The organism is Streptomyces sp. NPDC111628, from assembly GCF_055635195.1.
The window spans coordinates 813,700-828,103 of sequence record NZ_JBVKBZ010000002.1 but is presented as its reverse complement, the minus strand read 5'-3'; the positions used below and the strand labels follow the sequence as shown (position 1 = coordinate 828,103).

Genomic DNA, 14,404 nt, shown 5'->3' with positions numbered 1-14,404 from the left:
CCCTTTCTCGGTCTCCGGGTCCCTGAGGGAACTCACGGCTGCGACCGGTCGGCGCCGGGGACGACGCGGCCGTAGCCGCTGATGTCCGGGAACGGAGGCTCCTTGTCGGCCTGGAGGTCCACCTGGAAGGTGTTCAGACACATGCCGAGCATGGTGAAGTTGCCGAGCGCGCCGATGGTGTCGACCAGGCCCTTGTTGCCGAAGTACTGCTGGGCGGCGGCGAAGGTCTCGTCCGTGACGAAGTGCTCCTCGAGGATCTCCCGGCAGAACTGGTAGAACGCCTGGTCGGCCTCGTCGTCGAAGACCGCCTCGCGCTTCTCCGCGATCGCCTTGACGGCCGGCTCGGGGATACCCGCCTCGATCGCCTGGTGCACATGGGCGTTCCACGAGTACTGCGCGTCCCAGTTCCGGGCGGCCATCAGCAGCGTGAGCTCACGCAGGTGCTTGGGCAGGCTGCAGTCGAAGCGGGCGAACGCGCCGAGGGACTCGGCCCGCTCGCACATCTCGGGGCTGTGCAGCCACACCCGGAAGGGGCCGCGGACCGCGCCTCGGCGGCCGGCGATACGGGCGGCCAGCTCCTGCTGCCGCTGGTCCATTTCCTCTTCGGTGAGAACGGGGAGCCTCATCTGGCCGATACCTGCCTTTTCTTTCCGGCGCGTTTCCCGGGCGGGTCGAAAGCCCTGCGGTGACAGGTGACGGTACAGCCGAGCGGAAGATGCTCACCCCTCCTGGATTGCAACGTAAACCTGCACGCCACAGGGCACCGATTCGGGACACGGCGACCTAACGTCGTCCGACGTAACACGTCGAACTGGAGAGGAACCCGCGGATGACCACGATCATCAAGGCCGCGTCCGTGCCCCTGCTGGACCGAGGCGGTTCCGTCGTGACGACGCCCCTGATCACCACGCCGTCGGCGGGCGGGGAGAACCTCATCACCAGCGGCATGAGCGTGTATCCGGTGGGCTCCGGAGCCCCGATGCACTCGCACAACTGCGACGAGCACGTGACGATCCTCGACGGCGAGGCGGAGGTGTGGGTCGACGGTGAGGTGACGAAGCTCGAGCGGTACGACACCACGTACATCCCCTCCCCCATCCCCCACCTCTTCCGCAATGTCGGCGACCGCCCGCTGCGAATCCTGTGGGTGTACTCCTCGGGTCACGTGACCCGTACGTTCACGGAGACCGGCAGGACGGTGGAACACCTGTCGGACGAGGACCAGATGGGCAAGGACTAAGGGGGCGGGCCGAGCTCGCCTTCGGTGTGCGAGGCTCCGCTGCCCCCCCCCCCCCCGGTCACAGCCGGGAGCCCCGGCGCTCGGCGCGCAGCAGCCAGGCCAGGTACGCCCCACCGGCTATGCCGGTCACCACACCGACCGGCAGCAGGGCGGAGCCGGTCAGACGCTGGGTGACCAGGTCCGCGGTGGTCACAAGGAACGCTCCCGTCCACCCGGCGGGCAGGACGTTCGGACCCGCGGCCCGCGTCACCCGGCGGGCCAGCTGCGGTGCGGCCATCGCGACGAAGGGAACGGGGCCGGCCGCGGCCACCGCCATGGCGGTGAGGCCCGTGCCCGCGCCAAGCAGCACTAGACGGCTCCGCTCGGGCGGCACCCCGAGTGCGGCGGCGACGTCGTCGCCCATCTCCAGCAGGGTCAGCCGTCGTCCGTACGCCAGGACGACCGGCGCCAGCACCGCCGGCCCCAGCGCGGCGACGCGGACGTCGTTCCAGTCCCGGGCGTTGAGCGAGCCGATCGTCCAGGCGGCGGCCTGCGCGGCCTTGCCGATGTCGGCACGCAGGTACAGGAAGCTGGTCGCCGCACCCAGCACCGACGAGGCGCCGATGCCGACGAGGACCAGCCGGTAGCCGTGCACCCCGCGCTTCCAGGCCAGCAGGTAGACGGCAGCGGCCGTGGCCACCCCACCGCACACCGCGCCGACGGCCGTCTGCGCGGCGCCCGCGTCGAGGACGATGATCGCCACGAGCGCACCGGCCGAGGCGCCGTTGCCGAAGCCGATGATGTCGGGGCTGCCCAGCGGGTTGCGGGTCAGGGACTGGAAGACCGCGCCCGCCATGCCCAGTCCGAAGCCGACCAGCGCGGCCACGAGGGCCCTGGGGAGGCGCAGGTCGAGCACGACGAAGCCGGCGCCCGGCGGGCCGTCGCCGGCGAGCGTGTTCAGCACCTCGGCCGGGGACAGTTCGTAGGTTCCCGTGCCGATGGCCAGCACCATGGCGCTCGCCGCGGCCACCGCGAGGAGTACGCAGACCAGGAGAGCCCGGGTGTCGTAGCGCAGCGACCAGTGGGCGGTGCGCAGCAGTCCGCGCCGCACTTCCACGCGGGCCCGCGTGGAAGCGTTCTTCACTGGGCTCACAGCTGGGCCACCTTCCGCTGCCGTACGAGATGGATGAAGAGGAGTCCGCCGAGGAACGCGGTGACCGTGCCGACCTCGATCTCGGACGGCGGCATCACGACGCGCCCGATCACGTCGGAGACGAGCATCAGCACCGGCGCGTACAGCGCGCAGAAGGGGAACATCCAGCGCGGGTCGGGCCCGCAGAAGGCTCGGGCGGCGTGCGGGATCATCAGGCCGATGAAGCCGATCGGCCCGCACACGGCGGTGGCGCCGCCGCACAGCAGTGTGATGGCGAGGACGGAGAGCACCCGAACGCGCCGCACCCGGGTGCCCAGCGCCCGCGCGTGGTCCTCGCCGAGGGCGAGGGCGCCGAGCGGCCGGGCCAGGGCGAAGGCGAGCAGCGCGCCGGCCACGAGCAGCGGCGCCACGATGAGCAGCAGGGACACCTCGCGCTTGGCAAGGGTGCCGACCGACCAGAACCGCATCTCGTCCAGCGTGCTCAGGTGCCACAGCGAGAGACCGTTGACGTAGCCGAACAGGGCCGCGTTGACGGCGGTTCCGGCCAGCGCGAGCCGGACCGGCGTCGCCCATCGGCCACCCCCGAGGGCGTTGACCGCGGTGGCCGCGAGGGCGGCTCCGGCGAGGGCGAACCACAGGTATCCGGTGAAGGACGTGATGCCGAGGACCCCGATCGCGGTGACGACCGCCGCGGACGCGCCCGCGTTGACGCCGAGGAGCCCGGGGTCGGCGAGCGGGTTGCGGGTCAGGGTCTGCATGACCGCGCCCCCGAGGCCGAGGGCGGCGCCGACCGCGGCACCGATGAGGGTGCGGGGCAGTCTCAGGTCCCGGACGATCGCGTCGTTCTCGGTGCCGGACGGGTCGAACAGGGCGGCCCAGACCTGGTCGAGCGGTATCTGCCTGGCGCCTACGGCCAGGGAGAGGGCGGCGGCGCCGGCGAGCAGGAAGACGCCGAGGAGCAGGCCCCCCGCGGGCCGGGACGCCCTGAGATCGGGCTTCTCCGCCCGCTCCTTCCCCGTGGTGGTGGCCACTGTGGTCCTCATGAGGCGGCCGTCCGGGGGGCGAGGCGCCGGACGACGGGCGCCGGAGCGACTAGGTGCATGGCACATATTCCGATGGACATGTGCTTAGCTTAGGCTAGCCTTACCTTAGCTGTTGACGATTTCGTCGGCAGTTCGGGCCCTGCCTTGCCCTCCGACCAGCAGTTCACGGAGAAAGCCGATGACCACGCTCACCCGTTCCACCCTTCGCGGTGCCACCGCGCCGGACGCCCGCCCGGTGCGGGTGACGGGGCCTCGCATCGCTCGGCTGCTGGAGGCCGTGGACGGCGCCGACGACACCCGACGGGCAGCCCTGGCCGCCGAGTTCTGGGAGACGGCAGAGGGTCTGGGCACCCCGCTCGTCGAGGAACTCGACGGCTCGCCAGGCCATCGGGTGGTCACGTTCCTGTGGCGGGGGCACCGCGCCACGCGGTACGTGCTGTTGTGCGGCAACCGCCTCGCCGACCCCGCCCACCTGGCCGGTTCCCTGCTGGAACGGGTCCCCGGCACCGACGTCTGGCACTTGGGGCTCCGGCTGCGCGCCGACCACCGCGGCTCCTACCGGCTGGCCGCCGACATCTCGCTCAAGGAACCGCCGCCGGACCCGGACGGCCTCCAGCAGCGGTTGCGGTCGCTGACCGCGTTCGCCGCCGCCGACCCGCTCAACCGCCGTTCTGTCGCCACCCGCCGACAGGAGTCCGACGCCTCGGTCTTCGCCCTGCCCGACGCCCCCGCCCAGCCGTGGGCCGAGCGGCGGGGCACGGTGCCGGCCGGGCTGGTCGAGCGGCACCGGGTACCGGGCTCGGCACCGGTCGGCGACCGGGACGCCTGGGTGTATCTGCCGCCGGGTCACGAACGCGGCGCCGGCGCGCCCCTGCCGGTCGTGGTGTTGTGCGACGGCGACATGTGGTTCGGGCGCCTCGGCTTCGGCGACACGTTGGACGCGCTGATCGCCGACGGCGCGCTACCACCGTTGGCGGTGGTGGCGCCGGACGCCGTGGACCGGCGGACCCGTTGGCGCGACCTCGGCGGTCGAGAGCCGTTCGTCGGCTTCCTGGCCGACGAGTTGCTGCCCTGGGCGTCCGGACGCTGGCCCCTGGCCACGGACCCGCGACGGACCGTGGTCGCCGGGCAGAGCCTCGGCGCCATGACCGCGCTGTACGCCGCGTATCTGCGGCCCGACCGGTTCGGCAACGTCCTCGCCCAGTCCGCCTCCCTGTGGTGGCGGCCCGGGCTGCCACCACCGGCCGGACCCAAACCGCCGGTGCACGGCACGCCCTGGCTCGTCACCCGCTTCGCCGCCGGCACCGCCCGGCCGGTCCGAGTCCATCTGGATGTCGGACTGCACGAGGGCGCCATGATCGACCACAGCCGCGCCCTGTACGACGCTTTGCGCACCACCGGCCACCGCGTCACCTACGACGAGTTCAACGGCGGTCACGACTACGCCTGTTGGCACGGCGCCCTGGCGGACGGCCTGGTCCGTCTGCTGGGTGGCCCCGCTTCCTGACGCCTCGCGCGGCTCCGTCCCCCTCCGTGGTCCGGATCCCTTTCCGTACTTCGGCTCCCCTTTCCTGTCCCACCACCCCTCCCGAGGAGGACCCCTTCATGTCCCTTGCACGTGCCTCACGCAGAACCGTCCTCGCCTCCACCACCGCCGTGGCCATCGGGGCGCTGCTCCTGACCGGCTGCGGTGACGACGGCGGCGACAGCGCGGGCGGCAACGCGGCCGGCACTCGTCAGGTCACCGACGCGACGGGCCGCCAAGTCGACGTGCCCGCCGAGCCGAAGAAGGTCGTCACGCTCAGCGAGCCCACCCTGGACGCCGCCCTCGCGCTCGGCATCGAGCCGGTCGGCGCCACCGCCGGGCGCGGACAGAAGGGCGTGTCCGCGTATCTGGCCGACAAGGCGGGCAAGGCGCAGGTCGTCGCCACGGTCGCCGAGGCCGACATGGAGAAGCTGGCCGCGCTCCAGCCCGATCTGATCCTGCTCGACGAGACCACGGCGGTGAAGGGCGAGGTCGCCAAGCTGGAGTCCATAGCCCCGACCGTGGTCACCGCCAAGCTGAACGAGGACTGGAAGAAGGCGTTCACCGCCACGGCCGACGCGCTGAACCGGAAGGCCGAGGCCGACAAGTTCCTCACCGGCTTCGACACCGACGTCGCGGCGACCAAGGCGAAGCTCGGCGACAACGCAGGAGCGGTCGTCAGCGTGATCCGCTGGCAGAACAAGGCTCCGTCGGCGGTCGGCCGTGGTGTGGGCCACGTGGGCGCCACCCTGACCGCCCTGGGCCTTGAACGGCCCAAGGACCAGCAGGGCGTGGGCACCGGCCACAGTGAGCCGGTCAGTCTGGAGAAGCTCTCCACCATCGACGGCGACTGGCTGTTCTTCGGCACCCTGGGCGAGAAGGCCGACGGTGAGAAGGCGTACGCCGAGGCCCGGAAGGTGCCCAACTTCAGCAGGCTGAAGGCCGAGCGGGAGGGCCACGTCGTGGTCGTCCAGGGCTCCGCCTGGAACAGCGCCGGCGGCCCGCTGGCCGCCCGGATCGTCCTGGACGACGTGACGAAGGCGCTCGCCCCGTGACGCCCGGACTCGACGGCCGGCTCGCCCTCGTGACGGGGGCGGGCCGGGGCATCGGCGCGGCGGTGGTCACCGCCCTCGTCGACGAGGGCGTGCGCGTGGTCGCCACCGATCTCGACCGCGCGGGAGTGCAGACACTCGCCGCACGGCACGGTGAGTCGGTCATCCCCCGGCAGCTGGACGTCACCGACGCCACCGCGGTGGAGACGCTGGTGGCCGAGACCGAGGACACCCTCGGCCCGCTGGACATCGCCGTCAACGTGGCCGGGATCCTGCGCGACGGACCCGTCGCCGACCTCACCGACGAGGACTGGGCGGCGCATTTCGCGGTCAACACCACCGGGGTGTTCCACGTTTCACGCGCCGCCGCCCGCCGGATGACCGGGCGCGGCCGCGGCAGCATCGTCACCGTCGCCTCCAACGCGGGCGGCATCCCCCGCGCGGGCCTCGCCGCCTACGCGGCCTCCAAGGCCGCCGCGGTCATGTTCACCAAGTGTCTGGGCCTGGAAGTCGCGCGGCAGGGCGTGCGCTGCAACACCGTCTCCCCCGGCTCGACCATGACCGACATGCAGCGCGCCCTGTGGACCTCGGGCGAGGAGGAGGCATCCGCCCGGCGGGTGGTCGAGGGCGACCTGGTGTCCTACCGCACGGGCATCCCGCTCGGCCGCATCGCCGACCCCTCCGACATCGCCGACGCCGTCGTCTTCCTGGCCTCCGACCGCGCCCGGCACATCACCATGCACGACCTGTACGTCGACGGCGGCGCCACCCTGCGGGCCTGACCCGGGCCTCCGGCACACGTCCTCCCCCTGGAGACAGCCATGTCCCTTTCCCTGCACGAACCCCTGCACGAACCCCTGCACCGGCCCACCGGCACACCGGTCACCCCCGGCGCCGCCACCGCGCTGCTGGAGTCCTACCGACCCCCGACCGACCGCTTCCTCGCCACCCCCCACCGCACCCTCCTCGGACGCGGCACCGCCGCCGAGCTACCCGACGACTCGCGCCCGCCGGCCAGGCGGGTACGGGAAGCGCTGCAGGCGCTGCGCCGCCCGGGCTCACCCGCACCGGTGGTCGTGGGGGCACTGCCCTTCGCCCCTGACGCCCCGGCCGCGCTGGCGGTGCCCGACTCGGTGCGCTGGGCGCCGCCACTGCGCGAGGACCCTCTGATCGCGCTGCCCGTGCCCGAGGACGCAGACCGTCCCGAGTGGCAGGTCCGAGAGGTCCCGGCCGCGGGACACTACGGCGAGGCGGTCGCCGCCGCCGTGGCACGGATGCGGGCCGGGGAGTTCGACAAGGTCGTCCTCGCCCGCACCCTGGAGCTGACCTCCGCCCGGGAACCGGACCTGCCGGCCATGCTGCGCCGCCTGGCCCGCCGCGACCCCGCCGGATACACCTTCGCCGTGCCGAGCGGTCCCGGCCGCACCCTGATCGGCGCCAGCCCCGAACTGCTGGTCTCCCGCCGGGGCGGCCGGCTCACCGCCAACCCCCTCGCGGGCTCCGCGCCACGCAGTACGGACCTCGCCGAGGACGTGCGGCGCGCGGTCGCCCTGCTGGAGTCCGAGAAGGACCTGCACGAACACGCCGTCGTCGTGGCCGCCGTACAGGAGGCGCTGGCACCGTTCTGCACCACGCTCGACGTGCCGGCGCGGCCCACGCTGGTGCGCACCGCCGCCATGTGGCACCTGTCGACCACGGTCACCGGCGAGGTCTCCGCCCCGGACACCACCGCCCTCGACCTGGCGTCAGCCCTGCACCCCACCCCGGCGGTCTGCGGCACGCCCACCGAGCTGGCCCGGCGGGTGATCGCCGAGTCGGAGCCCTTCGACCGCGGCGCCTACACCGGCATGGTCGGCTGGCAGGACGCCGACGGCGACGGCGAGTGGGTGGTGACCATCCGCTGCGCCGAGGCCCAGGGCACCAGCCTGCGACTCTTCGCCGGCGCCGGGGTCGTGGCCGCGTCCACACCGGAGGCCGAGACCGCGGAGACCGCCGCCAAGTTCCGTACCTTCCTGCACGCCGTAGGAGCAGCGCTGTGACCCTCACCCCCGGTGTGGACGCCCCCACCTGGCCGGCCGAGTTCGCCGCACGCTACCGGGCCGCCGGTCACTGGCGCGGCGAGACCTTCGGCGGCATGCTGCGCGAGCGGGCCGCCGCCCACCCCGAGCGGATCGCCCTGGTCGACCCGGCACCCGAGCGGCGCACCTGGACGTACCGCGAGCTGGACGCACGCGCCGACCGCCTCGCCGCCGGGTTCCTGACCCGCGGCATCGCCAAGGGCGACCGGGTCGTCGTACAGCTGCCGAACATCGGCGAGTTCGTCGAGGTGGTCTTCGCCCTGTTCCGCATCGGCGCGCTGCCGGTGTACGCGCTGCCCGCGCACCGCGAGACGGAGATCTCCCACTTCTGCTCCTTCACCGAGGCCGTCGCCTACGTCGTCCCCGACACGCACGCCGGTTTCGACCACCGGGACCTGGCCGCGCGGATGCGGGAGCGGACGCCTGGCCTGAGGCACGTGTTCGTGGCCGGGGACCCCGGTGAGCACACGGCGCTGCGCGAGGTGCCGTGCGAGCCGTCCGGTCCGTTCGACGGGCCTGCGCCGCACGAGTTGGCGTTCCTCCAACTGTCGGGCGGGACGACGGGTCTGAACAAGCTGATCCCGCGCACCCACGACGACTACATGTACTCGCTGCGTGGCTCCGACGAGATCTGCGGCGTGGACGGCGGCACCCGCTTCCTCGTCGCGCTGCCCGCCGCGCACAACTTCCCGATGAGTTCACCGGGCTGGCTGGGCGTCCTGTACGCGGGTGGCACGGTGGTGCTCGCCCCGAAGCCCGACCCGGGCACCGTGTTCCCCTTGATCGAGGCCGAGCGGATCACCATGACGGCCCTGGTGCCGCCCTTGGCCCTGGTGTGGACCGAGGCCGCTCCGGCCGCCGAGCACGACCTGTCCAGCCTGGAGCTGACGCTGGTCGGCGGCGCCAAGTACAGCGAGCAGGCCGCCCGCCGGTTGGAGCCCGCGCTCGGCTGCCGGCTGATGCAGGTGTTCGGCATGGCGGAGGGCCTGGTCAACTACACGCGGCTGCACGACGACACCGAGACGGTCGTCACCACACAGGGCAGGCCGATCTCCCCGGACGACGAGATCCGCATCGTCGACGACGAGGACGAGGACGTCCCCGAGGGCGAGTTCGGGCATCTGCTGACCCGCGGCCCCTATACCATCCGCGGCTACTGGCGGGCCCCCGAGGACAACCGGCGGTCCTTCACCGAGGACGGCTTCTACCGCACCGGCGACATCGTGCGCCGCCTCCCCGGCGGGCACCTCGTGGTGGAGGGCCGGGCCAAGGACCAGATCAACCGGGGCGGCGAGAAGATCGCACCGGAGGAGGTCGAGAACATCATCCTCGCCCACCCGTCGGTGCACGACGTGTCGGTGGTCTCGGTGCCCGACGCGTACCTCGGCGAACGCTCCCTCGCCTACGTGATCCTGCGCGGGGACGCCGAACCACTGAGGCCGGCCGCGATCAAGCGGTTCGTCCGCGAGCGCGGCATCGCCGCCTACAAGGTCCCCGACCGCGTCGAGTTCGTCGAGGAGTTCCCGCAGACCGGCGTCGGCAAGATCAGCAAGAAGCAGCTGCGATCCGCCGCCGGACAGTCCTGACCGTATCGAGAGGCACCTCCCCCATGGCACTTCCCGCCATCGCCCCCTATCCGCTCCCGGAACCGGACGAACTCCCGGCGAACCGCGTGTCCTGGACCGTGGACCCGGCGCGTGCCGTCCTGCTCGTGCACGACCTCCAGCAGCACTTCCTCGGCGCCTTCCCGGCCGGCGAGCAGCCCTTGACCGGAATGCTCGGCAACACCGCCCGCCTGCTGAAGGAGTGCCGCCGCCTCGGCGTACCGGTCGTCCACTCCGCCCAGCGCGGCGGTCAGACCCCCGAACAGCGCGGCCTCCAGCTCGACTTCTGGGGCCCCGGCGTCCCCGACGACCCGGAGCGGCTCGCCGCGCCCGAGGAGGTCGCCCCCGAGGACGGGGAGACGGTGCTCACCAAGTGGAAGTACAGCGCGTTCGTCCGCACCGGGCTGGCGGACCTGATGCGCGAGCGGGGGCGCGACCAGATCGTCGTCGCCGGCGTGTACGCGCACATCGGCGTGCTGATGACCGCCGCCGACGCCTGGCAGCGGGACATCCAGGCGTTCGTCGTCGCCGACGCCGTCGCCGACTTCTCCCGCGCCGACCACGACATGGCACTGCGCTACGCCGCCGGCCGCTGCGCGGTCGTCACCACCACCGACGCGCTTGTGACGAAGGACTGACTCATGACGCTGACCGTTGAGCGGATACGCACCGACGTCGCCGACTGCCTCGGTGAGGACCCGGCGGACATACCCGTGGACGAGAACCTCGTCGACCACGGTCTCGACTCGATCCGCGTCATGACGCTCCTGGAACGCTGGCGCCGCGAGCACGCCGTGACCGCTTCCTTCGCCGACCTCGCCGAGCGGCCCGCCATCGAGGCGTGGGCGCCCCTGCTGGGGGCGGTATGAGGGTCCTGCCCCTGACGGCGGCCCAGTCGGGCATGTGGTTCGCGCAGGCCCTGGACCCGCTCAGTCCCGCGCAGAACACCGCCGAGTACCTGGAGATCGACGGTCCGCTCGATCCGGTGCTGTTCGCCCGCGCTCTGCGCCTGGTCGCGGACGAGGCCGAAGCGCTTCGGGTCCGGATCGAGGACGCCCCGGACGGCCCCGTGCAGCGCGTGCCCGACACGACCGAAATGCCGCTGACAGTCCGCGAGTCGGGCACCGAGGCGGAGGCCGTGGCGTGGATGCGTGCCGACCTCGCGGAGCCGTTCGACCTGTCCTCCGGGCCGCTGTTCCACCACGCACTGTTCCGGGTCGGCGCCGAGCGGTGGCTGTGGTACCAACGCATCCACCACCTCGTCATGGACGGCTACGGCTACTCGCTCCTGGTGCGCCGCACCGCCGAGGTGTACTCGGCGCTCGTCCGCGGCGAGGAACCCGCCCCACGCGACTTCGGCCACCTGGCCGACCTGGTCGCGGACGACGCCGCCTACCGGGAGTCGGCCGCGTTCGAGGCCGACCGGGCGTACTGGGCCGAGGCGTTCGCCGACCGGCCGGAGGCAGCACGGCTCGCGGGCCGCGGTGCGCTGCCGTCCCGCACCTTCCTGCGCCGCACCGCCCACCTCTCCCCCGACTCCACCGGGCGGCTCAAGGACCTCGCAGCCCGGCTCCGCGCGACCTGGCCGGACGTGCTGATCGCCGCGCAGGCCCTGTACACCGCCCGCGCCACCGCCCGTACCGATGTGGTGCTGGGCCTGCCGATGATGGGCCGCATGGGCTCGGTGGCGCTGCGCGTGCCCGGCATGGTCATGAACGTACTGCCGCTCAGGCTGGCCGTCTTCCCCGAGGAGACCTTCGCCGAACTGGTCCGGCGGGTGGTGCTCGGCGTCCGCGAGGTCCGCCGCCACCAGCGCTACCGCTACGAGGACATCCGCCGCGACCTGGGCCTGCTCGGCGAGGGCCGGGCGCTGGTCGGCCCGCTCGTCAACGTCATGCCCTTCGACTACGGTGTGGGCTTCGCGGGCGCCCCCGCCCGGGCGAGGAACCTGTCGGCCGGCCCGGTGGACGACCTGACGGTCAACGTCTACGACCGCGCCGACGGCCGGGGCCTGCGCGTCGACCACGACGGCAACCCCGCGCTGTACGAGCACTCCGATCTCGCCGCGCACCAGGACCGCTTCCTGCACCTGCTGGACCGGCTGGCCGACACCGACCCGCAGCAGCCCCTCGCGGTGCACACCGCCGCGACCTCGGCGGAAGTCGGCCTCGTCGTCGACGAGTTCAACCGCACGGAGCGGCCACTACCGCCGACCACGCTCATCGGACCGATCGAGGCGCAGGCCGCCCGTACCCCTGACGCCACCGCGCTGGTCCTCGGGGACACCACACTGACCTACGCGGAGCTGAACACCCGCGCCAACCGGCTCGCCCGGCACCTCCAGGCCCTGGGCGCCGGGCCGGGCACGTTGGTGGCGGTGTCGGTGCCGCGCTCGGTGGAGCTGATCGTGACCCTGCTCGCGGTGCTGAAGGCGGGCGCGGCGTATCTGCCGCTGGATCCGGACTACCCGGCGGCCCGCCTGACGTACATGCTGCGGGACGCGGCACCGGTGTGCGCGGTCACCGACCGCGCCGGCCGCCTCCCCGACGGCACCGACGCCGAGATGGTCGTACTGGACGGACTCGACGTGTCGTCGTACCCCTGGACCGACCCGGCCCGCGCCCTCACCCCCGCCCATCCCGCGTACGTCATCTACACCTCCGGTTCCACCGGCCGCCCCAAGGGCGTGGTCGTGCCGCACCGGGCGATCGACAACCGGCTGCGGTGGATGCAGCACGAGTACGGGCTGACGGCCGCGGACCGGGTGCTCCAGAAGACCCCGTCGTCGTTCGACGTGTCGGTCTGGGAGTTCTTCTGGCCGCTGCGCGAGGGCGCGACGCTGGTCGTCGCCGAGCCCGGCGCCCACAAGGACCCGATCCACCTGGCCCGGCTGATCCGCGAACAGGACGTCACCACCTGCCACTTCGTTCCGTCGATGCTTCAGGTGTTCCTGGGCACCCCGGAGGCCTCCGGCTGTGCGGCGGTGCTGCGCCGGGTGTTCTGCAGCGGCGAGGCCCTCCCTCGGGAGACCGCGTCCGCGTTCGCCCGCGCCCTGCCCGGCGTGCAGTTGCACAACCTCTACGGGCCGACCGAGGCCGCCGTCGACGTGACGTACCACGCGTGCGACCCGGCGGACCGGGGCCCGGTCCCCATCGGGCGGCCGGTGTGGAACACCCGCCTGTACGTCCTGGACGCCGCTCTCCAGCCCTGCCCGCCCGGTGTCCCCGGTGAGCTGTACCTGGCGGGCACGCAGCTCGCCGACGGCTACCTGGGCCGACCGGAGCTGACCGCGGCCCGGTTCGTCGCCGACCCCTTCGGTCCGGCCGGCACCCGGATGTACCGCACCGGAGACCTGGCCCGGTGGACGGAGAAGGGCGAGGTCGAGTACCTCGGCCGCACCGACCACCAGGTCAAGCTGCGTGGCCAGCGCATCGAACTCGGCGAGATCGAGGCGGCGCTGGCCGCCCGTCCCGGCGTGGACGCGGCGTGCGCCCTGGTCCGTGACGACCGGCTCGTCGGCTACGTGACCGGCGGCGCCGATCCGGCCGGGGTCCGGGCGGCGCTGGCCCGGGAGCTGCCCGAGCACATGGTCCCGGCGGCCGTCGTCGCACTGGACGCCTTCCCGCTCTCACCGAACGGCAAGCTGGACCGGCGTGGGCTGCCCGCCCCCGTGTTCGCCGGCGGCGCCGGCGGACGGCCGTACGCCTCCGCCCGTGAGGAAGCGCTGACCGGCCTGTTCGCCGAGGTGCTGGGTGTGGAGGGGATCGGTCCCGACGACGCGTTCTTCGACCTGGGCGGGACATCACTGCTCGCGGTGCGCCTGGTCGGCCGGGTCCGCGAGGAATTCGATGCCGAGCTGACCCTCGGCTCCCTGTTCGAGGCGTCGACGCCCGCCGCGCTCGCCGCCCGGCTGGACGCCGCCGCACCGGCCGCAGGGGACGCCCTCGGCGTCGTCCTGCCGCTCCGCACCGAGGGCGACCGGACGCCACTGTTCGGCATCCATCCGGCAGGCGGCCTCGCCTGGTGCTACGCGGGACTCGCCGCGCGGCTCGGACCGCGGCAGGCGGTGTACGGGCTCCAGGCCCGCGGCCTGACCGGGGACGAGGCCCTGCCGCGCACGCTCCAGGAGGAGGCCGAGGATTACGCCGAGCGGATCCGCGAGGTCCAGCCGCACGGCCCGTACCGCCTCCTGGGCTGGTCGGTCGGCGGCGTCCTCGCGCACACGGTCGCCGTACTGCTCCAGGAGGCCGGCGAGGAGGTCGAACTCCTCGCGCTGCTGGACGCCTTCCCCTCCGAGCAGTGGCGCGATCGGCCTGCTCCCGAGGAGGGCGACGCTCTGACGGCCGTCCTGCGCATGGCGGGCTTCGACCGCACCGGCGAACGCACCCGACAGGACGTGCTCGCCACGCTGCGCCGGGCAGGCAGCCCGCTGGCCGGACTGACCGACCGCACCCTGTCCCGGATCGTCGACATCGTGCCCAACCACGCCCGCATGATGCGCGAGCACGAACACCGCCCGTACGACGGCGACGTGCTGTTCTTCACGGCCGCCGCCCCGCGCACCGAGGACTGGTTGACCAGCGAGTCCTGGCGGCCGCACGTCACCGGCGCCGTCGACAACCACGACCTCGACTGCACCCACCCGCAGCTGATGCGGGACCGGAACCTCGACGACGTCGCAACGGTCCTGGCCGCCCGGCTGAAGGAGCTGGATGCATGACTCCGGAACC

At 73.0% G+C, this 14,404-nt stretch carries 12 protein-coding genes; 9 read left to right on the top strand and 3 right to left on the bottom strand.

Features of this window, described 5'->3' with window-relative positions; genetic code table 11:
• Window positions 1-32: 32 nt before the first annotated feature.
• On the bottom strand, window positions 33-596 hold the full coding sequence (locus ACZ7MF_RS11360) for a carboxymuconolactone decarboxylase family protein (RefSeq protein ID WP_471477220.1): 564 nt from the start codon (window positions 594-596) through the stop codon (window positions 33-35).
• Between the two features lie 233 nt (window positions 597-829).
• Between ACZ7MF_RS11360 and ACZ7MF_RS11355 the strand changes: the two genes are divergently transcribed.
• Window positions 830-1,240, top strand: coding sequence for a cupin domain-containing protein (locus ACZ7MF_RS11355; RefSeq protein ID WP_359248359.1), 411 nt, complete (start codon window positions 830-832; stop codon window positions 1,238-1,240).
• A 58-nt stretch (window positions 1,241-1,298) separates the two neighbouring features.
• Here ACZ7MF_RS11355 and ACZ7MF_RS11350 read toward each other — a convergent pair whose 3' ends face one another.
• A complete protein-coding gene (locus ACZ7MF_RS11350) occupies window positions 1,299-2,363 on the bottom strand; it encodes a FecCD family ABC transporter permease (RefSeq protein ID WP_471477219.1) in 1,065 nt (354 codons plus the stop codon).
• A 5-nt stretch (window positions 2,364-2,368) separates the two neighbouring features.
• Window positions 2,369-3,415 carry a FecCD family ABC transporter permease gene (locus ACZ7MF_RS11345; protein ID WP_471475977.1) on the bottom strand — a complete coding sequence of 349 codons (1,047 nt, stop codon included), beginning with the start codon at window positions 3,413-3,415 and terminating at the stop codon, window positions 2,369-2,371.
• Window positions 3,416-3,593: 178 nt separating this feature from the next.
• Here ACZ7MF_RS11345 and fes point away from each other — a divergent pair, with 178 nt between their 5' ends.
• The 8 genes from fes (at window position 3,594) to ACZ7MF_RS11305 (ending at window position 14,394) form a co-directional block, all read left to right on the top strand.
• Window positions 3,594-4,922: an enterochelin esterase gene (gene fes, locus ACZ7MF_RS11340; RefSeq protein WP_471475975.1), complete on the top strand. Its 1,329-nt coding sequence runs from the start codon at window positions 3,594-3,596 to the stop codon at window positions 4,920-4,922.
• Between the two features lie 98 nt (window positions 4,923-5,020).
• Window positions 5,021-5,995: an ABC transporter substrate-binding protein gene (locus ACZ7MF_RS11335; protein WP_471475973.1), complete on the top strand. Its 975-nt coding sequence runs from the start codon at window positions 5,021-5,023 to the stop codon at window positions 5,993-5,995.
• Complete coding sequence (locus ACZ7MF_RS11330; protein ID WP_271158442.1) at window positions 5,992-6,774, top strand: 2,3-dihydro-2,3-dihydroxybenzoate dehydrogenase; 783 nt, start codon at window positions 5,992-5,994, stop codon at window positions 6,772-6,774. The genes ACZ7MF_RS11335 and ACZ7MF_RS11330 overlap by 4 nt, the downstream gene beginning before the upstream one ends.
• A gap of 39 nt (window positions 6,775-6,813) precedes the next feature.
• The gene (locus tag ACZ7MF_RS11325; RefSeq protein ID WP_471475972.1) at window positions 6,814-8,031 is read left to right on the top strand and encodes an isochorismate synthase; all 1,218 of its coding nucleotides are present in this window, start codon (window positions 6,814-6,816) and stop codon (window positions 8,029-8,031) included.
• Window positions 8,028-9,656, top strand: coding sequence for a (2,3-dihydroxybenzoyl)adenylate synthase (locus ACZ7MF_RS11320; protein WP_471475970.1), 1,629 nt, complete (start codon window positions 8,028-8,030; stop codon window positions 9,654-9,656). The genes ACZ7MF_RS11325 and ACZ7MF_RS11320 overlap by 4 nt, the downstream gene beginning before the upstream one ends.
• Window positions 9,657-9,679: 23 nt before the next feature.
• A complete protein-coding gene (locus tag ACZ7MF_RS11315) occupies window positions 9,680-10,312 on the top strand; it encodes an isochorismatase family protein (protein WP_471475969.1) in 633 nt (210 codons plus the stop codon).
• 3 nt (window positions 10,313-10,315) lie between these two features.
• Complete coding sequence (locus tag ACZ7MF_RS11310; RefSeq protein WP_271158446.1) at window positions 10,316-10,543, top strand: phosphopantetheine-binding protein; 228 nt, start codon at window positions 10,316-10,318, stop codon at window positions 10,541-10,543.
• Window positions 10,540-14,394 (top strand): amino acid adenylation domain-containing protein, encoded by a 3,855-nt coding sequence (locus tag ACZ7MF_RS11305; RefSeq protein ID WP_471475967.1) that lies wholly within the window; start codon window positions 10,540-10,542, stop codon window positions 14,392-14,394. The genes ACZ7MF_RS11310 and ACZ7MF_RS11305 overlap by 4 nt, the downstream gene beginning before the upstream one ends.
• Window positions 14,395-14,404 lie beyond the last annotated feature (10 nt).